The sequence below is a fragment of the Mesorhizobium sp. B2-6-4 genome (assembly GCF_006441495.1).
Lineage (GTDB): Bacteria > Pseudomonadota > Alphaproteobacteria > Rhizobiales > Rhizobiaceae > Mesorhizobium.
The window spans coordinates 126,195-145,365 of the sequence record NZ_VFUE01000002.1; the positions used below are offsets into that span (position 1 = coordinate 126,195).

General features: G+C 64.7%; 21 protein-coding genes. 11 read left to right on the forward strand and 10 right to left on the reverse strand.

Annotated features, from left to right (window positions below; all coding sequences use genetic code 11):
- Nucleotides 1-191: 191 nt before the first annotated feature.
- Nucleotides 192-1,514, reverse strand: a complete 1,323-nt coding sequence (gene mnmE, locus FJ426_RS03020; RefSeq protein ID WP_140559172.1) for a tRNA uridine-5-carboxymethylaminomethyl(34) synthesis GTPase MnmE — start codon at nt 1,512-1,514, stop codon at nt 192-194.
- Nucleotides 1,515-1,578: 64 nt separating this feature from the next.
- Here mnmE and FJ426_RS03025 point away from each other — a divergent pair, with 64 nt between their 5' ends.
- On the forward strand, nt 1,579-3,600 hold the full coding sequence (locus tag FJ426_RS03025; protein WP_140559171.1) for a thioredoxin domain-containing protein: 2,022 nt from the start codon (nt 1,579-1,581) through the stop codon (nt 3,598-3,600).
- Nucleotides 3,601-3,783: 183 nt separating this feature from the next.
- Here FJ426_RS03025 and rho read toward each other — a convergent pair whose 3' ends face one another.
- The 3 genes from rho to hemE form a co-directional block, all read right to left on the reverse strand.
- Nucleotides 3,784-5,049 carry a transcription termination factor Rho gene (gene rho / locus FJ426_RS03030; protein WP_140491913.1) on the reverse strand — a complete coding sequence of 422 codons (1,266 nt, stop codon included), beginning with the start codon at nt 5,047-5,049 and terminating at the stop codon, nt 3,784-3,786.
- 174 nt (nt 5,050-5,223) lie between these two features.
- A complete protein-coding gene (gene hemJ, locus FJ426_RS03035) occupies nt 5,224-5,760 on the reverse strand; it encodes a protoporphyrinogen oxidase HemJ (RefSeq protein ID WP_140559170.1) in 537 nt (178 codons plus the stop codon).
- Nucleotides 5,760-6,791, reverse strand: coding sequence for a uroporphyrinogen decarboxylase (gene hemE / locus FJ426_RS03040; protein ID WP_140559169.1), 1,032 nt, complete (start codon nt 6,789-6,791; stop codon nt 5,760-5,762). Before hemE ends, hemJ begins: the two co-directional genes overlap by 1 nt.
- A 404-nt stretch (nt 6,792-7,195) precedes the next feature.
- Here hemE and FJ426_RS03045 point away from each other — a divergent pair, with 404 nt between their 5' ends.
- The 5 genes from FJ426_RS03045 (at nt 7,196) to dnaQ (ending at nt 10,899) form a co-directional block, all read left to right on the forward strand.
- Complete coding sequence (locus FJ426_RS03045; protein ID WP_140559168.1) at nt 7,196-8,017, forward strand: pyruvate, water dikinase regulatory protein; 822 nt, start codon at nt 7,196-7,198, stop codon at nt 8,015-8,017.
- 57 nt (nt 8,018-8,074) lie between these two features.
- Nucleotides 8,075-8,674, forward strand: coding sequence for a Maf-like protein (locus FJ426_RS03050; protein ID WP_140491900.1), 600 nt, complete (start codon nt 8,075-8,077; stop codon nt 8,672-8,674).
- Nucleotides 8,667-9,509 (forward strand): shikimate dehydrogenase, encoded by an 843-nt coding sequence (locus FJ426_RS03055; protein ID WP_140673837.1) that lies wholly within the window; start codon nt 8,667-8,669, stop codon nt 9,507-9,509. Before FJ426_RS03050 ends, FJ426_RS03055 begins: the two co-directional genes overlap by 8 nt.
- A complete protein-coding gene (coaE, locus tag FJ426_RS03060; RefSeq protein ID WP_140559166.1) occupies nt 9,506-10,087 on the forward strand; it encodes a dephospho-CoA kinase in 582 nt (193 codons plus the stop codon). The genes FJ426_RS03055 and coaE overlap by 4 nt, the downstream gene beginning before the upstream one ends.
- A 107-nt stretch (nt 10,088-10,194) precedes the next feature.
- Complete coding sequence (dnaQ, locus tag FJ426_RS03065) at nt 10,195-10,899, forward strand: DNA polymerase III subunit epsilon (protein ID WP_140514104.1); 705 nt, start codon at nt 10,195-10,197, stop codon at nt 10,897-10,899.
- A gap of 107 nt (nt 10,900-11,006) precedes the next feature.
- Here dnaQ and secB read toward each other — a convergent pair whose 3' ends face one another.
- Together secB and FJ426_RS03075 are read right to left on the reverse strand one after the other, a co-directional pair.
- Nucleotides 11,007-11,504, reverse strand: a complete 498-nt coding sequence (gene secB / locus FJ426_RS03070) for a protein-export chaperone SecB (RefSeq protein ID WP_140491875.1) — start codon at nt 11,502-11,504, stop codon at nt 11,007-11,009.
- 167 nt (nt 11,505-11,671) lie between these two features.
- Complete coding sequence (locus FJ426_RS03075; RefSeq protein ID WP_140491873.1) at nt 11,672-12,172, reverse strand: FxsA family protein; 501 nt, start codon at nt 12,170-12,172, stop codon at nt 11,672-11,674.
- Between the two features lie 213 nt (nt 12,173-12,385).
- Between FJ426_RS03075 and FJ426_RS03080 the strand changes: the two genes are divergently transcribed.
- From FJ426_RS03080 to FJ426_RS03095, 4 genes are read left to right on the forward strand one after another with little or no spacing between them, the layout of a single operon-like run.
- On the forward strand, nt 12,386-13,090 hold the full coding sequence (locus FJ426_RS03080; protein WP_140514105.1) for a Tim44/TimA family putative adaptor protein: 705 nt from the start codon (nt 12,386-12,388) through the stop codon (nt 13,088-13,090).
- Nucleotides 13,091-13,114: 24 nt separating this feature from the next.
- The gene (locus FJ426_RS03085) at nt 13,115-14,218 is read left to right on the forward strand and encodes a murein transglycosylase A (RefSeq protein WP_140559165.1); all 1,104 of its coding nucleotides are present in this window, start codon (nt 13,115-13,117) and stop codon (nt 14,216-14,218) included.
- A complete protein-coding gene (locus FJ426_RS03090; RefSeq protein ID WP_140559164.1) occupies nt 14,215-14,745 on the forward strand; it encodes a Smr/MutS family protein in 531 nt (176 codons plus the stop codon). Before FJ426_RS03085 ends, FJ426_RS03090 begins: the two co-directional genes overlap by 4 nt.
- Before the next feature lie 10 nt (nt 14,746-14,755).
- Complete coding sequence (locus FJ426_RS03095; protein ID WP_140559163.1) at nt 14,756-15,124, forward strand: helix-turn-helix transcriptional regulator; 369 nt, start codon at nt 14,756-14,758, stop codon at nt 15,122-15,124.
- 662 nt (nt 15,125-15,786) lie between these two features.
- Here FJ426_RS03095 and FJ426_RS03105 read toward each other — a convergent pair.
- From FJ426_RS03105 to FJ426_RS03115, 3 genes are all read right to left on the reverse strand, one after another.
- Nucleotides 15,787-16,407: a transglutaminase-like cysteine peptidase gene (locus FJ426_RS03105; RefSeq protein WP_140491861.1), complete on the reverse strand. Its 621-nt coding sequence runs from the start codon at nt 16,405-16,407 to the stop codon at nt 15,787-15,789.
- A 173-nt stretch (nt 16,408-16,580) separates the two neighbouring features.
- The gene (locus tag FJ426_RS03110; RefSeq protein WP_140524467.1) at nt 16,581-17,858 is read right to left on the reverse strand and encodes a polyhydroxyalkanoate depolymerase; all 1,278 of its coding nucleotides are present in this window, start codon (nt 17,856-17,858) and stop codon (nt 16,581-16,583) included.
- Between the two features lie 232 nt (nt 17,859-18,090).
- The gene (locus FJ426_RS03115) at nt 18,091-18,459 is read right to left on the reverse strand and encodes a septal ring lytic transglycosylase RlpA family protein (RefSeq protein WP_140491856.1); all 369 of its coding nucleotides are present in this window, start codon (nt 18,457-18,459) and stop codon (nt 18,091-18,093) included.
- 310 nt (nt 18,460-18,769) lie between these two features.
- On the opposite strand from FJ426_RS03115, the gene FJ426_RS31225 reads away from it, so the two are divergent.
- Nucleotides 18,770-18,955, forward strand: a complete 186-nt coding sequence (locus FJ426_RS31225) for a hypothetical protein (protein ID WP_181165190.1) — start codon at nt 18,770-18,772, stop codon at nt 18,953-18,955.
- 7 nt (nt 18,956-18,962) lie between these two features.
- On the opposite strand, the gene FJ426_RS03125 is transcribed toward FJ426_RS31225, so the two are convergent.
- A complete protein-coding gene (locus tag FJ426_RS03125) occupies nt 18,963-19,169 on the reverse strand; it encodes a hypothetical protein (protein ID WP_140491853.1) in 207 nt (68 codons plus the stop codon).
- Between the last annotated feature and the right edge of the window lie 2 nt (nt 19,170-19,171).

Here is a 19,171-nt window from a genome sequence, read left to right on the forward strand (position 1 = left end):
GCAGCCGTTTCACGTGAAACAACGTCGGTCGGAGAGCCCTTCTGTTTCACGTGAGTCATCGGCCGGGCCCGTCGTGATAGAAGCCGAGGTCAGCGCTGCCCCTCATCCGCCTGCCGGCACCTTCTCCCCGTATAGTGACGGGGAGAAGGGAGGCTTGACGGCGTCCGCGCCCCGACAATGTTCCACGTGAATCATTTCCCGATGCAGAACTGCGAGAAAATCACATCCAGCATGTCCTCGACATCGACAGCGCCGACGATCCGGCCGAGCCGGTCGGCGGCCAGCCGCAGATCCTCGGCGCGCAGTTCCTGCCCGGCGTCCGGGCTCTCGGCCGCGCGCAGCAGGAAGCGGTTGGCATCGCCTAGCAATTCAACGTGGCGAAGCCGTGAGGGCAGGATGTCGCCCGCTTCGCCGACCTGCGCGGCCGCGAGCCTGGCGATCTCGGTCAACAGCTCCGCCACGCCGGTCCCGTCCTTCGTCGAGATGGCGCGATCATAGCCCCCGGCAGCGGCTTGCCCGTGCACCAGATCGAGCTTGGTGCCCACGCGCAGGGTCGCGATCCCCTCGCGTTGAAGAGCAACGGGATGCGGGTCGGCCATATCCACGAGGATGAGCAAGAGGTCGGCGCCATGCGCCTTGGCTCGCGCCTTCTCGATGCCGATCGCTTCCACCTTGCCGGCCGCATCGCGCAGGCCTGCGGTGTCGGTCAGCCTGACCCGCAGGCCTTCGAGGTCAAGTACGATCTCGAGCAGGTCCCGCGTCGTGCCTGGCTCATCCGTTACAATAGCTGCATCGCGCCGCGCCAAAGCGTTGAACAGGCTCGACTTGCCGGCGTTTGGGGCGCCGAGGATAACGACCTCGAACCCGTCGCGGAGGATTTCGCCGGCACGAAACCCGGCAATGTGGCGGTCGATCTCCCCAATCATCGCCGAGACGTCAGACCAGACCGTGTCCGAAACGGACCCGGGAATATCGTCCTCGTCGGCAAAGTCGATCTCGGCCTCGATCATGGCGCGCGCATGGATCAGCCGCCGCCGCCAGCTCAGATAAAGCTCGGCTTGCGCGCCCTCGGCATTCTGCACCGCGAAGCGCCGCTGCGCCTCGGTCTCGGCGTTGACCAGATCGGCCAGCGCTTCCGTCCTTACCAGATCGACCTTGCCATTAAGGAAGGCCCGGCGCGTAAACTCGCCCGCTTCGGCGTGCCTGACGCCTTCGAAACCGGCGATCGTCTCCAACAGCCTCGCCACCACGGCGCGGCCGCCATGCACCTGGAATTCCGCCACGTCCTCGCCGGTGAAGCTGCCGGGGCCGGGGAAAAAGATCACCAGGCCACTGTCGAGCACGCCGCCATCGGGCGCCCGCAGCTTGCGCAGGCTGGCCACGCGGCCCTTAACCATACCGCCGGCGATCGTTTCGACAACGAATCGAGTCTTTGGCCCCGAAATGCGGATGACGGCGACGCCGGCGGGCAGGCGGCCGCTGGAAAGCGCGACGATGGTGTCGGCCGAAATCATTTGCCCGCCTTGTTGGACCGCCCTAGCTTCACTATCCAACCCCTGTTTCGCCGGACCGCTCATCGTGACACTGCCTGCGCAAAATCTGCTTGCCGACGAAGCCAGCCCCTATTTGCAGCAGCACAGCGGCAATCCCGTGCATTGGCGGGCCTGGTCGCCGGCGTCGCTTGACGAGGCGAGGGCGCTGGATCGGCCGATCCTGCTGTCGATCGGCTATGCCGCCTGCCACTGGTGCCACGTCATGGCCCATGAAAGCTTCGAGAATGACGACGTCGCCGCCGTCATGAACCGTCTGTTCGTCAATATCAAGGTCGACCGCGAGGAGCGTCCCGACATCGACCAGATCTACATGGCGGCGCTGTCCTCGATGGGCGAGCAGGGCGGCTGGCCGCTGACCATGTTCCTGACCCCGGACGGCAAGCCTTTCTGGGGCGGCACCTATTTCCCGCGCGAGCCGCGCTATGGCCGCCCGGGCTTCATCCAGGTCATGGAGGCGATCGACAAGGCCTGGCGCGAGAAAAGAGCAAGCCTGAACCAGAGCGCCGACGGGCTGACTTCGCATGTCGAAACCCGGCTCGCCGGCGCGCATGCCCGCACCGCGCTCGACCGCGACACGCTTGCCGCGCTCGCCAGAGGCATAGACGGCATGATCGACAAGGATCTCGGCGGCCTGCGCGGCGCGCCGAAATTCCCCAATGCGCCATTCATGCAGACACTGTGGCTGTCGTGGCTGCGCGACGGCAATGCCGGTCACCGCGACGATGTCCTCCTGAGCCTCGAACGGATGCTGGCCGGCGGCATCTACGATCACGTCGGCGGCGGTCTCAGCCGCTATTCCACGGACGCGCAATGGCTGGTGCCGCATTTCGAAAAGATGCTCTACGACAACGCGCAGCTCATCCGTTTTTGCAACTGGGCCCATGCCGCGAGCGGGAAGTGTTTGTTCCGGGTCCGAATCGAGGAGACCATCGGCTGGCTGCTGCGTGAGATGCGCGTCGATGGCGGCGCCTTCGCCGCCAGTCTCGATGCCGACAGCGAGGGCGAGGAGGGCCTTTTCTACACCTGGAGCCGGGAAGAGATCGAGGCCGCGCTCGGCGACGATTCTCCGTTGTTTTTCAACCGCTTCATGCTCTCCAGCCCACCCGGTTGGGAAGGCAAGCCTGTCATCCACCAGACGCTGGCCCAGCAGGGGCAAGGCATTGCCGAGCAACCGCTTCTGGCCGCTCTCAAGGCAAGGCTGCTGGCGGTCCGGGAATGGCGCGTCAGGCCCGGCCGCGACGGCAAGGTCCTCGCCGACTGGAACGGCCAGATGATCTCGGCACTTGCCGAGGCCGGCCGCTCGCTGGCGCGGCAAGACTGGATCGACGCGGCCAAGACCGCATTCGACCAGATCGCCTCTTCCGCCGAGGGCGGACGGCTGCCGCATTCCATGCTCGGCGCCAAGAAACTGTTCCCGGCCCTGTCGAGCGACTATGCGTCGATGACCAATGCGGCGATCGCCCTGTTCGAAGCCACCGGCGACTGGAGCTACGCCGATCGGGCCCGGCAATTCGTCGAGCAGCTCGACCGCTGGCACGCCGATGCCGACGGCACCGGCTATTATCTCACGGCATCCGACAGCACCGACGTGCCGATCCGCATCAGGGGCGATGTCGACGAGGCTATTGCGTCGGCCACCGGTCAGGTCATCGAGGCGCTCGTCCGGCTCGCCGCGCTGACCAGCGATCTCGACCTGCAGGAGAAAGCGACGAAAGTCGCCGAACATGCCGCCGGCCGCGCGGCGCACCAGGCCTATGGCCAGGCCGGCATCCTCAACGCCTCGGCGCTCGCCATAGAGCCGCTAAAGCTGGTGCTTGTGGACGATTTGACAAATCCAACGCTCGTTCCGGTAGCGAATCGCAATCCCGATCCGCGCCGGGTGGATATTGTGGTGGCGCTCGGCACGCAGGCGAATCGACCGCTGTTGCCGGGCGGGATCCTGCCTCCCGCCGACAGGCCGGGCGCGTGGCTGTGCACGGGGCAGGTGTGTTTGCCGGCGGTGAGCGATCCGGATGAATTGGAAGGGCTATTGCGACGAAGACCATAGAGTTCGTCATCCTAGGGCGAAGCAGGAGCGAAGCTCCGTGGCGGAGACCCTAGGATCCATGCCGTGACTTTCGAGCGCTGCAACAGGTGGAGATCCAGTCCGCCGCGCTCTTTGGGAGAGGCCATGGCATGGATCCTCGGGTCAAGCCCGAGGATGACGAAGAAGTGGAGCTCGCTCTGCGAACTACGTATTCATTGAATCGAAGAAGTCCGCATTGGTCTTGGTCTGCTTCAGTTTGTCGATGAGGAACTCGATCGCGTCGGTGGTTCCCATCGGCGCCAGGATGCGGCGCAGCACGAAGATCTTCTGCAGGTCAGCGCGCGGCACGAGCAGGTCTTCCTTGCGGGTACCCGACTTCAGAATGTCCATGGCCGGGTAGATGCGCTTGTCGGCGACCTTGCGGTCGAGCTGGATTTCGCAGTTGCCGGTGCCCTTGAACTCTTCGAAGATGACTTCATCCATGCGGCTGCCGGTGTCGATCAGCGCGGTGGCAATGATGGTCAGCGAACCGCCTTCCTCGATGTTGCGGGCGGCACCAAAGAAACGCTTCGGCCGCTGCAGCGCATTGGCGTCGACGCCTCCGGTCAGCACCTTGCCGGAAGACGGCACCACGGTGTTGTAGGCGCGCCCGAGGCGGGTGATCGAATCGAGCAGGATGACGACGTCGCGGCCATGCTCGACCAGCCGCTTGGCTTTCTCGATGACCATCTCGGCGACCTGCACGTGGCGCACAGCCGGCTCATCGAAGGTCGAGGAGATCACCTCGCCCTTCACCGAGCGCTGCATGTCTGTCACTTCCTCCGGCCGCTCGTCGATCAGAAGCACGATCAGGTAGCATTCCGGATGGTTGGCGGTAATCGAGTGGGCGATGTTCTGCATGAGAACCGTCTTGCCGGTACGCGGCTGCGCGTTGATCAACGCGCGTTGGCCCTTGCCGATCGGCGCCACCAGGTCGATCACGCGCGGCGAGATATCTTTGGAGGTCGGGTTGTCGATCTCCATCTTCAGCCGCTTGGTCGGATAGAGCGGCGTCAGATTGTCGAAGTGGATCTTGTGGCGGATCTTTTCGGGATCGTCGAAATTGATCGTGTTGACCTTGAGCAGCGCGAAATAGCGCTCGCCCTCTTTCGGACTGCGGATCGGCCCCTCGACCGTATCGCCGGTCTTGAGCGAAAAGCGTCGGATCTGCGAGGGCGAAATATAAATGTCGTCGGGACCCGGCAGATAATTGGCGTTGGCCGAGCGCAGAAAACCGAAACCGTCCTGCAAGACTTCGACCACGCCGTCGCCGATGATCTCGATGTCCTGGGCGGCCAGCTTCTTGAGGATTGCGAACATCAGCTCCTGCTTGCGCATGACGCTGGCGTTCTCCACCTCGAGCGATTCGGCATAGGCGATCAGCTCTGGCGGTTTCTTGTTCTTGAACTCGGTGAGTTTCATTTCTTGCATTAGGATAGACTCTGGGTAGGCTTTTGGGAGGAAATCGGCGGGATGCGATAAATGCCGGGCGCGGCCAAAAGCAATGAAGGGCGGCGCATGACGGGAAGGAAGACCCGTCTTTTATCGTCGGCCGGCTGAAAGAGCAAGCCGCCTTTTAGCAGGTCGTGAGAGAGGTCCGAAGGTTCAGAACGGCTTGACGACGACCAGGATCACGATAGCGATCATCAGCAATGTGGGGACCTCGTTGACGATCCGCCAGTGCCTCGCGGGTTTTTCGTTACGATCCTCGGCGAATTTTCGCACCGCGCCGGCCAGATAGCCGTGGATGCCGGACAGAACCAGCACCAGCGCGATCTTGCCGTGCAGCCAGCCACCCTGGAAACCAAAACCTTTCCAGGCCAGCCACAGGCCGAACACCCAGGTGACGATCATCGCCGGGTTGATGATGCCGCGCAGCAGCCGGCGCTCCATCACCTTGAAAGTCTCCGACTGCACCGAACCCTTCTCGGCATCGGCGTGATAGACCAGCAGCCGCGGCAGATAGAGCATGCCCGCCATCCACGAAATGACGGCAAGAACGTGGATCGTCTTGGCCCAGAGATAGAAGCCGTCTGGGGCCGCCAGAAACAGCAGCGCGGTGAGCACGACCAGGGCCGCGATGCCGATCACCATGCGCATCATCGCCTGGCCCGTGCTGTTGGTGTTGCTCATCCCGGCCATCAGCGTGTCGCGCTCCTCACCAGTTTCACCATCGCCTCGACATGCGCCACGGGCGTTTCCGGGGTGATGCCGTGGCCAAGATTGAAGATCAACGGTCCGCTTCCCAGGCTCTCCAGGATCGCGCTGACGCCGTCGGCCAGCGCCTTGCCGCCGGCGACCAGCCGCAGCGGATCGAGATTGCCCTGGACGGCCCCTTCCCGCTGCAACGCCTTCGCTGTTTCCAGCGGCACCGTCCAGTCGATCCCCAGCCCCGTGACGCCGGTCTTCTCGCGATAGCTCCGGTAGCGCGCGCCGGCGCCCTTGGGAAAACCGATGATCGGCACATCGGGATGGACCGCTCGAACCTGCCTGACGATCTCGGCCACCGGCTCGACGCAGAACAGCTCGAAACAAGCATCGTCGAGCACGCCGGACCAGGAATCGAATATCTGTACCACATCGGCGCCGGCCCCGATCTGCCTGATGAGATAGGCGGCCGAATGATCGGCCAGCACCTTGAGCAGCTGACGAAACGCCGCCGGCTCGCGATAGGCGAACAGCCGCGCCGGCGCCTGGTCCGGCGTGCCGTGCCCGGCGATCATGTAGGTCGCCACCGTCCATGGCGCGCCGCAGAAGCCGATCAGCGTGATTTCATCGGGCAGTTTCGTCCGCAACCGGCGAACCGTCTCGTAGACCGGTTCGAGATTCACGTGAAACACCGTGCTGTCCAGGGCCGCGATTTCAGCCGCCGTGATCGGCGTCAGCAGCGGCCCTCGCCCCTCTTCGAAGCGCACGTCGCGGCCAAGCGCATGCGGAACGACAAGGATGTCGGAGAACAGGATCGAGGCGTCGAAGCCGAAGCGCTCGATCGGCTGCATGGTCACCTCGAAGGCAAGGTCGGGATCATAGCAGAGGTCGAGGAATGAACCTGCGCGTCGGCGCGTCTCGCGGTATTCCGGCAGATAGCGCCCGGCCTGGCGCATCATCCAGAGCGGCGGCGGAAACACTGTCTCACCCTTCAGCACGTCCAGCATGATCCGTCTTGCAGGCATAGAGCGCTCGCCTCTCCCGGCTTCCCTTTAATCAAATATCTTATTTTAAAGAATCTTCTGATTCTAAGAGTCTGTTGGTTGTGGTGGTTGTCACCTGTCCCGCTTTGGCCGTCAAAACACCAGCAAGCATATTGTCGCGCATTTCCAATCGCCGCTTGCAGGGTTCTGGGGACGATCCGGAATCTTCCATTGGACTCAACACGCTAGAGCAGCGATCCTGCAGGCTCGTCCTGTGGATAGACAAAAGGCAAAAATCTTCGTCCACGGACTTGTCCCCAGCCGCCCGACGAAGCCTACAGCGCATCGAATTGTGGACAAACCGGCATCTGATACAGTCGATCCGGCCGGCGGGTTTTCCGAACCCTGCTTTATCCACATCCGCCCACAGCCCTAGGTAAAACCCTGTGAACAAACCCCAGAGCTTCTTCCACCTGCACCTGATCTCCGACGCCACCGGCGAAACGCTGCTCGCGGCCGGCCGCGCGGCTTCGGCGCAATACAAGGATGCGCGCGCCATCGAGCACATCTACCCGCTCATCCGAACCGAAAAACAGGTGGCCAAAGTGTTCGAGGACATCGAGGAGGAGCCGGGCATCATTCTCTACACCGTCGTCGACCAGAAGCTGGCGCGCGGCATCGACGAGCGCTGCGCCGCCATGGGCCTGCCCTGCGTCTCCGTGCTGGAGCCGGTGCTCACCGTCTTCCAGTCCTATCTGGGCACGCCGGCCGGCCGCCGCGTCGGCGCCCAGCACGTCCTCGATGCCGAATATTTCCGCCGCATCGACGCACTCAACTTCACCATGGAACATGATGACGGCCAGTTGCCGGCCAATATGGACGATGCCGACATCGTGCTGGTCGGCATTTCGCGCACGTCCAAGACGCCGACCAGCATCTATCTCGCCAACAGGGGCATCAAGACCGCCAACATTCCGATCGTGCTCGGCGTGCCGGTGCCCGAAAGCCTGATCAACGCCAGGACGCCGCTGATCGTCGGCCTTGTCGCCACCGCCGAACGCATCTCGCATGTCCGCCAGAACCGCATCCTCGGCAACAGCAGCGCCTATGTGCCAGGCGACTATGTCGACCGCGCCGCCATCAACGAGGAGCTCGCCTATGCCCGCCAGATCTGTACCCGCCATGGCTGGCCGATGATCGACGTCAGCCGCCGCTCGATCGAGGAGACGGCGGCGGCAATCGTTGCCCTGCGGGGGAAGACGCGGTAGGTGCAGATGAGAGAAGTGAGGGGTGCGCGACGGAACGCCAACCCTGGGTGAACCAGCATGACCGAAAAAATCATCCTCGCCTCCGGCAGTCCGTTCCGCAAGACGATGCTCCTCGGTGCCGGCATCGACGTCGAGGCGGTTGCGCCTGATGTCGACGAGCGCGCGCTCGAGGCGCCCCTGCAAGGCAGCGGCGCCTCGCCCGAGGATGTCGCGCTGGTGCTGGCCGAAGCCAAGGCCACCGAAGTAAGCGAGCGCAGGCCCGGCGCGTTGGTGCTCGGCTGCGACCAGACGCTGTCGCTCGGCGACGAGGTGTTCCACAAGCCGGCCGACATGGAAGGGGCGCGCCGCCATCTGCTGGCGCTGTCGGGAAGGACCCATCAGCTCAACAGCGCCGCGGTCCTGGTCCGCGACGGCGAGGTGCTGTGGCGCCATGTCGGCATCGCCAGCCTCACCATGCGCAAGCTCGATCCGGCCTTCATCGGCCGCCATCTGGCGCGCGTCGGCTCAAGGGCGCTGTCGAGCGTCGGCGCCTACCAGGTCGAAGGCGAAGGCATCCAGCTCTTCGAGAAGATCGAGGGCGACCACTTTACCATTGTCGGCCTGCCGCTGCTGCCGCTGCTGGCCGAACTGCGCACGCTGGGAGCGATCGATGGCTGAGGCGACCAAAAAGGCCTTCGTCACCGGTCACCCGATCAAGCATTCGCGCTCGCCGAAGATCCACGGCCACTGGCTGGCCAGATACGGCATCGACGGCAGCTACCAGGCGATCGATGTCGCGCCGCAGGATTTCGCCGAATTCCTGAGCACATTGCAAGCGAGCGGTTATCTCGGCGGCAACGTCACCATCCCGCACAAGGAGGCCGCCTTCGCCCTGGTCGAGCACCGCGATGAGGCAGCCCAGCAGATCGGCGCCGTCAACACGCTTTGGCTGGAGGACGGTCACCTGTGGGGCGGCAACACCGACAGCCATGGCTTCGCCGCCAATCTCGACGATCATGCGCCGGGTTGGGCGTCCATTGGCCCGGCGGTGGTGCTCGGCGCCGGCGGCGCCTCGCGCGCCGTCATCCACGCGCTGAAGCAGCGCGGCATCCGCGATATCCGCATCGTCAACCGCACGCTTGCCCGGGCGGTGGAATTGCGCGACCGGTTCGGCGCCGGTGTCTCCGCGCACGGCGTGGCGGCGACCGGTGAACTGCTTGCCGATGCCGGCCTGCTCATCAACACCACGGCGCTCGGCATGCAAGGCAATGAGGGTCTAGCCGCCGACCCGGCCCTTTTGCCGGACCACGCGATCGTCACCGACATCGTCTATGTGCCGCTCGAGACGCCGCTGCTTGCGGCGGCAAGCGCGCGCAAGCTGAAGACGGTGGACGGCCTCGGCATGCTGCTCAACCAGGCGGTGCCGGGTTTCGAGCGCTGGTTCGGCGTGCGGCCCCGGGTCACACCCGAATTGCGCGCGCTCGTCGAAGCCGATCTGGCGCCAAAACCATGATCGTGCTCGGCCTCACCGGTTCGATCGGCATGGGCAAGTCGACCACCGCGAAAATGTTTGCCGAGGCCGGCATCCCGGTCCACGATTCCGACGAGACGGTGCATCGCCTCTATGCCGGCAAGGCAGCCCCCCTGGTCGAGGCCGCGTTTCCAGGAACCACCGGCGCCGGAGGCGTCGACCGGGCAAAGCTCGGCGCTCGGGTGCTTGGCGATGCGGCCGCGCTGAAAAGGCTGGAAGCGATCATCCATCCGCTGGTGCGCGCCGACGCCGACGCGTTCCTGGCGCGCAACCGCGCCGCCGGCGCGCCGCTTGCCGTCCTCGACATTCCGCTCCTGTTCGAAACCGGCGGCCGCGACCGCGTCGACAAGGTCGTCGTCGTCACCGCGCCGGCCGAAGTCCAGCGCCAGCGCGTGCTGGCGCGGCCCGGCATGAGCGAAGAGAAACTCGCCTCCATCCTCGCCAGCCAGGTGCCGGATGCGCAAAAGCGCCGCCAGGCCGACTTCGTCATCGATACCAGCCAGGGCCTGGATGCCGCGCGGGCTGAGGTCAAAGCTATCATCGCGGATTTGAGAGGTTAGATCGGCGCCTCTTTTCCTTCTCCCCCAGGGGGAGAAGGAAAAAAGTCATTGCCCATTGCCATTTTGTTCCGCTCTCACGATTCTGCTTGCCAGGAGCGACTGATTCGATGCGTGAGATCATTTTCGATACGGAAACCACCGGCCTCGACATGCGCGACGACCGCATCATCGAGCTTGGCGGCGTCGAGCTGGTCAACCGCTTTCCGACCGGCAAGACTTTCCACCACTACATCAACCCGCAGGGCCGCTCGATCCACGCCGAGGCGCAGGCCGTGCACGGCATCAGCATGGCTGACCTGCAGGGTAAGCCGTCCTTCGCCGAGATCGTCGAGGAGTGGATCGCCTTCACCGACGGCGCCAAGCTGGTCGCCCACAACGCCACCTTCGACATCGGATTCCTCAATGTCGAGTTCGGCCGGCTCGGCCATCCGGCCGTCGACATCGGGCGCGTCGTCGACACGCTGGCGCTGGCGCGGCGCAGGCATCCGATGGGTCCCAATTCGCTCGATGCGCTCTGCCGGCGCTATGGCATCGACAATGCGCGGCGCACCAAGCACGGCGCCTTGCTGGATTCGGAGCTGTTGGCCGAAGTCTATATCGAGCTGATCGGCGGCAAGCAGACGGCTCTGATCCTGGACACAGTTTCAGTGCAGATGAACGGCGCGGGCGAAGTGGCAGACATCGATATCTCGGTCGGTGCGCGGCCGATCGCCCTCCCCCCGCGCCTGAGCGAAGCCGAGCGCGCGGCGCATGCCGGCATGGTCGCCACGCTGGGTGAGAAGGCGCTGTGGCTGAAGGTGATGGGCGCCTAAGCGCGCCGTTCTCCTCGAAGTCGGGGGGCTTCGCGGCCAAACCGGCCTCGAAAACGAAAAACCCGGCGCGAGGCCGGGTCTTTCTGCAATATCCGTACGAGCCGGAATCAGCTCACCTGGACCTTCGACGCCGCCTGGTCCTCGGCCAGCTTCTGCTGGAACATCTGCGCGAAATCGATCGGGTCGAGCATCAGCGGCGGGAAGCCGCCATTGCGCGTTGCCTCGGCGATGATCTGCCGGGCGAACGGGAACAGCAGCCGCGGGCATTCGATGAACAGGATCGGCAGCATGTGTTCCTGCGGGAAGCCACTGATGGCGAAAACGCCGCCATAGACCAGCTCGACATTGAACAGCACTTCCTGGTCGAAGGACGCCTTGGCGTTCAGCGTCAGGTTGACGTCGAACTGCTTGTCGGAGAGCGGATTGGCGTTGACGTTGACGTTGATGGCGATGCCGGGCGCCTTATCGCGGCCGCGCAGCGAGTTCGGCGCGCCGGGGCTCTCGAAGGAAAGGTCCTTCACATACTGGGCAAGGACGTTGAGCGAGGGCTGCGCCGTGTTGCCGTTTCCGTTGGCGCCGACCGGCGCGTCATCTTTGCTGGCCATGAGCCTTGTGTCCTTTTGCCTGGGCAGCATTGCTGACCGAATTGAAATCGGGCGTTCGCTACCATGGCCGGCATGACAAGACAAGGTTTGCCGCCTTGCGACCGGAGGGGATCCAGACTGCGTCGAGATTCAGGTCAGGCCGGCATCACCTGAACATCAATATAGCCTCAGTCGTCCTTCAGGCGGCGCCATGGCGAATTGTGGTCCGGCCCGCGCTTGAAATCGTCTTCGCGCGAATAATCGCCGTCGTCGAGGTCGATGACCCTGTCGCGCGGCCGGCCGCGGAAGCCGCCGGCCGAGAAATTCGTCGCCACCACGATGCGGCCCTTGAGCCTGCGCCAGGCAAGATCGCGCACCGGCGGCAGGAACAGGAGAATGCCGAAAATGTCCGATATGAAGCCCGGGATGATCAGCAGGATCGCGGCGAGCACGATCATGGCGCCGTGCGCGAGCTGGCGGCTCGGATCACGGCCGGCGCCCATCTCGGTGCTGATGCGGCTCATGACGCCAAAACCCTGATGCCTGAGCAGCAGCGCCCCGGCGATGCTCGAGGCGAGCACCAGGCCGACCGTCGCCAGCGCGCCGATCTGGCGCCCGACTATGACGAAGCCGGCGATCTCCAGCAGCGGAAGCGCCAGAAGAAAAACGGGAAATAACGAAATGCGCAAGTCTTGCCGATCCTTCCGATCGTTCTGGCGTTGGTCTGTTTTGCCTGCCAGCGGCCACCGGCCGCTGGCGCCGAGGCTGTTAGATAGGTATGGCTGCCTTTGATTTGAATGATTGCGCCTTGCGTTCTATATGGTTTGCATGTTGAACGCTATGCGACCGCTGCCCTGTTGGCCGGGCGGTCCGGCCGAGGGCAGGATTGATTGGCGGAAGATATGGGTTTCTTCGACTTCGGCACGATTTTCTTTCTGATTGCGGCAGTTGTGATCTTTTTCCAGCTGCGCAATGTGCTGGGCCGTCGTACCGGCAGCGAACGGCCGCCTTTCGATCCCTATACCGCCGCCCGCACCGGCGACAAGGATGCGCAGAAGTCCGAGAATGTCGTGTCGCTGCCGCGCAAGCGCCAGCCCGGCGAGCCGGCCGGCGAGGTCTATGCGGCCATCGACGCCTTTGCCAAGCCCGGCACCGACCTCAACAAGGGCCTGCGCACGATCAAGGACAACGATCCGTCCTTCGACCCGAAGGGTTTCGTCGACGGCGCCAAGATGGCTTACGAGATGATCGTCATGGCCTATGCCGACGGCGATCGCAAAACGCTGAAGAACCTTCTGTCGCGCGATGTCTATGACGGTTTCGTCGCCGCGATCGGCGAGCGCGAGGCGCGGTCGGAAAAGATCCAGTCTTCCTTCGTCGGCATCGACAAGGCCGACATCGTCTCGGCCGAGATGAAGGGCGGCGAGGCGCATGTCACGCTGCGCATCATCAGCGAGCTGATTTCGGCGACGCGCGACAAGGCCGGTGCGGTCATCGACGGCGACCCCGAAACCGTCGCCGAGGTCAAGGACGTCTGGACCTTCGCCCGCGACACGCGCTCGCGCGACCCGAACTGGAAGCTCGTCGCCACCGAAGAAGAAGATTGAATCCCTGACCGCGGCGGGCCTGTCGTGTCCTTCCATCAGGCATTCAGCGAAAGATCCTTCGGCGCTCTGCCCGGCTGGGATGACGACGACCATCTGGCGGCCTTGGAGGCCTTTCGCCGCTCTGCCTTCCATGTCCTGGCCAAGCCCTATCGCAGCGGCGCGCTCGGCGTCGACTTCGACGCCTTTGCCGGTGCCTATGCCGAGGCGCGCGCGGCCCCTCCTGCCAGCCGGTCGGAGGCCCGCGCCTTCTTCGAGCGTCATTTCGTCCCCATGCTGGTGAGTCCAGAGACCGGCGCCGGCCTCGTCACCGGCTTCTACGAACCGGAGGTCGAGGCCTCGCCGGTGCGCACGGAGCGTTTTGCCGTGCCGCTTCTGTCGCGTCCCGCCGATCTCGTCGATGTCGACGACGCCAACCGGCCCGACGGAATGGACCCCTATCTCGCTTTCGCGCGCCGGACGCCGGACGGGCCGGCCGAATATTTCGACCGTGGCGCGATCGAGCGGGGCGCGCTCGCCGGCAAGGGCCTGGAGATCGCCTGGTTGGCCGACAAGGTCGACGCCTTCTTCATCCATGTGCAGGGCGCGGCGCGGCTTCTCATGACCGACGGCCGGCTGTGTCGCGTCACCTATGCGGCCAAGTCCGGCCAGCGCTTCACCGGGCCCGGCAAGGTGTTGAGCGAGCTCGGCGAGATCCCGCTGGAAAACGTGACGATGCAGTCGATCCGCGCCTGGTTCAGGGCGCATCCCGGCCGCGTCGACGAGATCCTGTGGCAGAACCGTTCCTATATCTTCTTCCGGGAGGCCGCGGTCGAGGACGCAGCACTCGGGCCGATCGCCGCCGCCAAGGTGCCGCTGACGCCGGGCCGCTCGATCGCCGTCGACCGGCTGCTGCACACATTCGGCACGCCCTTCTACATCGATGCGCCATCGCTGACGGCTTTCGAGGCAAAACCGTTCCGGCGCCTCATGATCGCGCAGGACACCGGCTCCGCCATCACTGGGCCGGCGCGCGGAGATCTCTTCGCCGGGTCGGGCGATGCCGCCGGCGAGATTGCCGGCGTGGTGCGCAATCCGGCCGATTTCTACGCGCTGGTGCCGCGCCCGCTCGTCTCGGGGTCGAGGCCATGACCCGCCGCCCCGACAGGCTGAGCGAGGACGACCGGGTGCTGTGGAACCTGGTGGCGCGCACGGCCAAGCCGCTGAAGGGCAAGGCCGCCGTGCCCGTCCCGGATTTCGACCTTGAGGCGAAGCCGGCGCCGACGCAACACGCCCGGCCCGTTGCCGGTCCGGCCAGCGCGGCGAAGCCGAAGGCCCAGCATGTCTCCCATGCGCTCGACGAGCCGACGCTGGACAAACTGTCGAAAGGCCGGCTGCCCATCGAAGGCCGGGTCGACCTGCACGGCATGACGCAGGACGAAGCCTATTCGCTGCTGTTCTCCTTCCTGCACCGCGCCCATGCCGGCGGCATCCGTTACGTCCTGGTCATCACCGGCAAGGGCTCGTCGTCGGGCGGCGACGGCGTGCTGCGCCGCGCTGTGCCGGCCTGGCTGTCGACGCCGGCGTTCCGGCCGCTGGTCTCCAGTCACGACCATGCCGCGCGCAACCATGGCGGCTCGGGCGCGCTCTATGTCAGGCTGCGGCGGGTCCGGTCGTGAGGATGGGATCGTGACCCCGTTCGGCGAGAGGCTGCGGGCGCTGCGGGCCGAGCGCGGCGTCACCCAGAAGGACATGGCCGCCGCCATCGGCGTCAGCGCCGCCTATCTGTCGGCGCTCGAGCATGGAAGGCGCGGCGCGCCGACCTGGACGCTGATCCAGAAGATCATCGGCTATTTCAACATCATCTGGGACGACGCCGAGGAGCTGGCGCGATTGGCCGAAGGCTCGCATCCGCGCGTCAGGCTCGACACGTCGGGCCTGAGCCCGGCCGCGACCGAGCTTGCCAACCTCCTGGCCGAGAACATCGAAAAGCTCGACGAGGAGGAACTGCGTAGCATAACCGCCTCGATCCGCGCGGCGCTGAGGCCGCGGCGGTAGGCCGGCGGTCGCCCGATCAGAGGCGGGCCGCCGGCAAGCAGGTGTGATGCGCTCAATTCTTGCCGGCCGTGCCGCCATTTGTTTCCACGGCCGCCATTGTCGCCATGGCTGTGGCCATTATTGCCGCCGCCCAGACAGCTCGAGTCGCCGGCGCCGCAACAGCGGCCGCTCCACAGATCGTTGGTCGCGGTCTTGGCGCAGCTGACGGTCTGGTCGGCCAAAGCCGGCCCGGCCAGCGATGATACCGCGACGGCGGCGAAAAGGGTGTTCCGGATAAAAGCAGTCATGTGAGTTCTCCGTGATTGGTTTGCGTCTACAGCCCTGTGTCGCGGGCGGGACGGAAATGGTTCACGGAAGATCGGGAAATTGCTGCGGACGCAAAAGGCGGAACTGGCAACGTCGGCGCTGCCCCTCATCCGCCTGCCCGTCCTCCGCAGCAGCTGCGCTGCAGCTGCGGAGGGTGGACCGGCACCTTCTCCCCGTATAGGGACGGGGAGAAGGGAGACAGCCGCGCCTTCACGTATTTCTTGCGACGTCGGCAATTGGGGAAATCGTCGATGACAGCGTCGTTCTCCCCGTCACTAAACGGGGAGAAATGCCCGGCAGGGCAATGAGGGGCGGCGCCGACATCCGGCGGTTCGCCGCGCAGCCCGCCGCTGTCCTTACTCCACGGACCCCACCAGCACCTGCTGGCCGCCGCGGATCGAGACCCAGCGGCCGGTGTTGTCGATCGCCTGGCGCTTGAGGAAATGGTAGCCGGTGTCGTCCCAGGCCTTGACCTTGTCGGTCAGATTGTCGAGCACATAGTCGCCCCTGTCGGTGCGCACCGTCAGCACCGAGTGCCCTTCGCCGTCGGGTTTGCGCACCACGGTGATGAGAAGATCGGCAAGCGATATGCCCATCCGGGACAGCAGGCGCCGCTTTTCCAGCACATAGTCCTCGCAGTCGCCGACGCCCTTGGCGGGATAGGCCCAGACCTCGTCCTTGCCATAGATGTCCATGTCGCTCATCGGCTTGACGGCGGCATTCACCCTGGCGGTGACCTTGGCCAGCTTGCGCCACAATCTGTCCGTCATCGCGGCCGGCGCCAGATTGCCGGGACGGATCGCGCATTCGCGGGCATTGAGCCTGCAGAAATCATAATGGCCGATCGGTTGCGACGCGACGCCGCCGGTCGTCATCGCTCCGGCCGCCAAGGCCGGAGCCACCCAGCCTCCCATCATTGTCGCCAGTCCGGCTACTGCGCACGCACGAAGCGCTCGCGCCATTGGTGAGGAATTCATTGTCCCCGCTCGCCCTTGTTATTAATGAAAGGTTAAGGGCGATCTACAGTCCGTGTCAATTACCACGATTGGGTGATTTGCGACATGGTTACCCGCGAGACGCATGGCAGCGGCACCCGTGCGACAGGCCTGCCCGGCCTGTCCGGCGCTATCGGGCCGGCAATGCAGGCTGCCTATCTTTTGGCGGTGCGGACCAGCTTCGGTTTCACGGCGACCCGGTTCTGGCGGCCATAGCTGGTGATGAAGTCGACGATGCGCGGCACGATCTCGGCGCGGAAGCGCGACCCGTTGAAGACGCCGTAGTGCCCGACCGCGGGCTGCATGTAATGCGCCTTCCTGTCGGCGGGAATGTTGACGCACAGATCGTGCGCCGCCCGCGTCTGGCCAAGGCCGGAAATGTCGTCGTTCTCGCCCTCCACCGTGAACAGCGCGACATTGCGGATGGCCGAGGGATCGATCGGCGTGCCGCGATGCGTCATCTCGCCCTTGGGCAAGGCATGGCGGACAAACACCGTGTCGACCGTCTGCAGGTAGAACTCCGCCGTCAGGTCCATCACCGCCAGATACTCGTCGTAGAAGTCGCGGTGCTTCTCGGCGCTGTCGCCGTCATGCTTCACAAGGTGCATGAAGAAGTCCTTGTGGGCGATGATGTGGCGGTCGAGGTTCATGCTCATGAAGCCCGAAAGCTGCAGGAAGCCTGGATAGACCTCGCGGCCGAAGCCCGGCACCGGCCAGGGCGCGCGCATCACGACATTGTCGCGGAACCAGTCTATGCCCTTCTCCTCGGCCAGAAGGTTGACCGCGGTCGGGTTGCGGCGCGTGTCGATCGGCCCGCCCATCAGGGTCATCGTCGCGGGAACGAAGGGGTCGCCGCGCGTTTCCATCAGCGCCACGGCCGCCAGCACCGGCACGGAAGGCTGGCAAACAGCCATCACATGCGTGTCGGGGCCCAGCACATGCAGCATGTCGACGACATAGTCGATATAGTCGTCGAGATCGAATTGGCCGTCGGCCGTCGGCACCATGCGGGCGTCGATCCAGTCGGTGATGTGCACGTCGGCATGGGGCAGCATGGCTTCGACCGTGCCGCGCAGCAGCGTCGCATAGTGGCCCGACATCGGCGCCACGATCAGAAGCTTCGGATCGCGCCGCCGCCCGGCGGGCACGGCGCGCTCGAAATGCACCAGGTTGCAGAACGGTCGTGACCAGACGATCTTCTCGGTCACTGCCACGCTCTTCCAGTCGACCACCGTCTTGTCGAGGCCGAATTGCGGCTTGCCGTAGCGGCGCGTGGTGCGCTCGAACAACTCGGCGCCCGCCGCGATCGAGCGGCCCCAGGACGTGTGCGAGAACGGATTGAGCGGGTTGGAATAGAACAGCCGCACCGCATCGGCATAGAGACGGGCCGGCTGCAGGGCGGCGTGGTTCATTTCATAGAGCTGGTAGAACATCCGTTTACCCCGCTGCGGCCTGCGACCGAAGGGGCGGCGAGCAGTGCCTGGCCCTAACTGTCTCGCGGGGAAGTTAACAACTAATTGCTGCGATGCAATACGTCACGTGGCGTGATCTATACGCATTCTTGGTCCAAAGCGTTGGAAATCAGCCTTGGACGGTACAAGCCGGCTCATTGTGCAGGTGCGAAGGCCCGCCAGGCGGCCCGGCCCTCGGGCCGGGCAGTGGTGGTCAGACGCGCGCCATGCAGACCGCGGTGTGGCCCGAACCGATGAAGCCGAGCTGGCCGGCGGCACCCTTCGACAGGTCGAGCACGCGTCCCCGGATGAACGGTCCGCGATCGTTGATGCGCACCACGACGCTGCGGCCATTGTTCTGGTTGGTGACCCGCAGCTTGGTGCCGAAAGGCAGCGTGCGGTGTGCGGCGGTCAAGGCCGAAGGGTTCATCCGTTCGCCCGACGCGGTCCTGGAGTGCAGGGCGTACCAGGAAGCGCGGCCGCATTGACCGGCGGCGGAGGCGGCTGGAGTGGCGGAGGCGCCGACCATCAGGCCAGCAGCGATCGTCACCGCGGCAAGCGCGGTCCGGTTGTTGTTATTCATATTTGGGGGAAGGCTCCGTTTTTGACAGGCCCCAGCCGTTACGGAGACAATAAGGCACGAAATGCGGCGATCATCTGGCGGTTCCATGGCGCCGGCACACGTTTGGAGTCGCCCGGTAACAGTCTGTCAGTGATTTCCCGGCGGTCAGCGATCAACTCACGATGATGTTCCAGCGGATATCCATGTCTTGTTTGACAAGATCGAGCGGCAACATCCAAGTAGAAGATGCTGCTGCCGAACCGATTCCTTTGCCTCTTTCATCGCGACGGCGAAGACGCGACCGATCAACTTCGGAAGGGAGAATCCGGCAATGAGACTGATCAAAAATCTGCTGGCGTTGATTGTGCTGGCCGTCGGCGCGCTGTGGTCGCTGCAAGGCATCGGCGCGATCGGCGGCAGCTTCATGACCGGCCAGTCGCAATGGCTCACCATCGGCATCATCGTCATGCTGGTCGGTCTCGCCGGGCTCGTGTGGGCGAACCGTTCGCGCGGTTGAGCCGCTCTCACTGCGACCAGTACTGCCAGGCCCAGTAGAAGCTTTCGTCTCGCGGCGGCAGGCGGTCACGCCCGGCCGGGAGTCGGACGGGCGCCGGCGAGCGCGGACCGTCCTCCCTTGTCGCCTTGTCCTCCTCTATCGCCTTGCCATCGGATGTCAGGCCCAGCAGCCAGGTGCCGAAATGGGCGAACAGCATGGCGGTGGAATGGGTCATCG

What these genes read in the sequence shown, in the direction of transcription:
- mnmE (WP_140559172.1), bottom strand. Translation starts at nt 1,514, where the DNA reads ATGATTTCGGCCGACACCATCGTCGCGCTTTCCAGCGGCCGCCTGCCC.
- rho (WP_140491913.1), bottom strand. Translation starts at nt 5,049, where the DNA reads ATGCAAGAAATGAAACTCACCGAGTTCAAGAACAAGAAACCGCCAGAG.
- hemJ (WP_140559170.1), bottom strand. Translation starts at nt 5,760, where the DNA reads ATGGCCGGGATGAGCAACACCAACAGCACGGGCCAGGCGATGATGCGC.
- hemE (WP_140559169.1), bottom strand. Translation starts at nt 6,791, where the DNA reads ATGCCTGCAAGACGGATCATGCTGGACGTGCTGAAGGGTGAGACAGTG.
- FJ426_RS03050 (WP_140491900.1), top strand. Translation starts at nt 8,075, where the DNA reads ATGACCGAAAAAATCATCCTCGCCTCCGGCAGTCCGTTCCGCAAGACG.
- FJ426_RS03055 (WP_140673837.1), top strand. Translation starts at nt 8,667, where the DNA reads ATGGCTGAGGCGACCAAAAAGGCCTTCGTCACCGGTCACCCGATCAAG.
- coaE (WP_140559166.1), top strand. Translation starts at nt 9,506, where the DNA reads ATGATCGTGCTCGGCCTCACCGGTTCGATCGGCATGGGCAAGTCGACC.
- dnaQ (WP_140514104.1), top strand. Translation starts at nt 10,195, where the DNA reads ATGCGTGAGATCATTTTCGATACGGAAACCACCGGCCTCGACATGCGC.
- secB (WP_140491875.1), bottom strand. Translation starts at nt 11,504, where the DNA reads ATGGCCAGCAAAGATGACGCGCCGGTCGGCGCCAACGGAAACGGCAAC.
- FJ426_RS03080 (WP_140514105.1), top strand. Translation starts at nt 12,386, where the DNA reads ATGGGTTTCTTCGACTTCGGCACGATTTTCTTTCTGATTGCGGCAGTT.
- FJ426_RS03090 (WP_140559164.1), top strand. Translation starts at nt 14,215, where the DNA reads ATGACCCGCCGCCCCGACAGGCTGAGCGAGGACGACCGGGTGCTGTGG.
- FJ426_RS03105 (WP_140491861.1), bottom strand. Translation starts at nt 16,407, where the DNA reads ATGAATTCCTCACCAATGGCGCGAGCGCTTCGTGCGTGCGCAGTAGCC.
- FJ426_RS03110 (WP_140524467.1), bottom strand. Translation starts at nt 17,858, where the DNA reads ATGTTCTACCAGCTCTATGAAATGAACCACGCCGCCCTGCAGCCGGCC.
- FJ426_RS03115 (WP_140491856.1), bottom strand. Translation starts at nt 18,459, where the DNA reads ATGAATAACAACAACCGGACCGCGCTTGCCGCGGTGACGATCGCTGCT.
- FJ426_RS31225 (WP_181165190.1), top strand. Translation starts at nt 18,770, where the DNA reads ATGAGACTGATCAAAAATCTGCTGGCGTTGATTGTGCTGGCCGTCGGC.
- FJ426_RS03125 (WP_140491853.1), bottom strand. Translation starts at nt 19,169, where the DNA reads ATGACCCATTCCACCGCCATGCTGTTCGCCCATTTCGGCACCTGGCTG.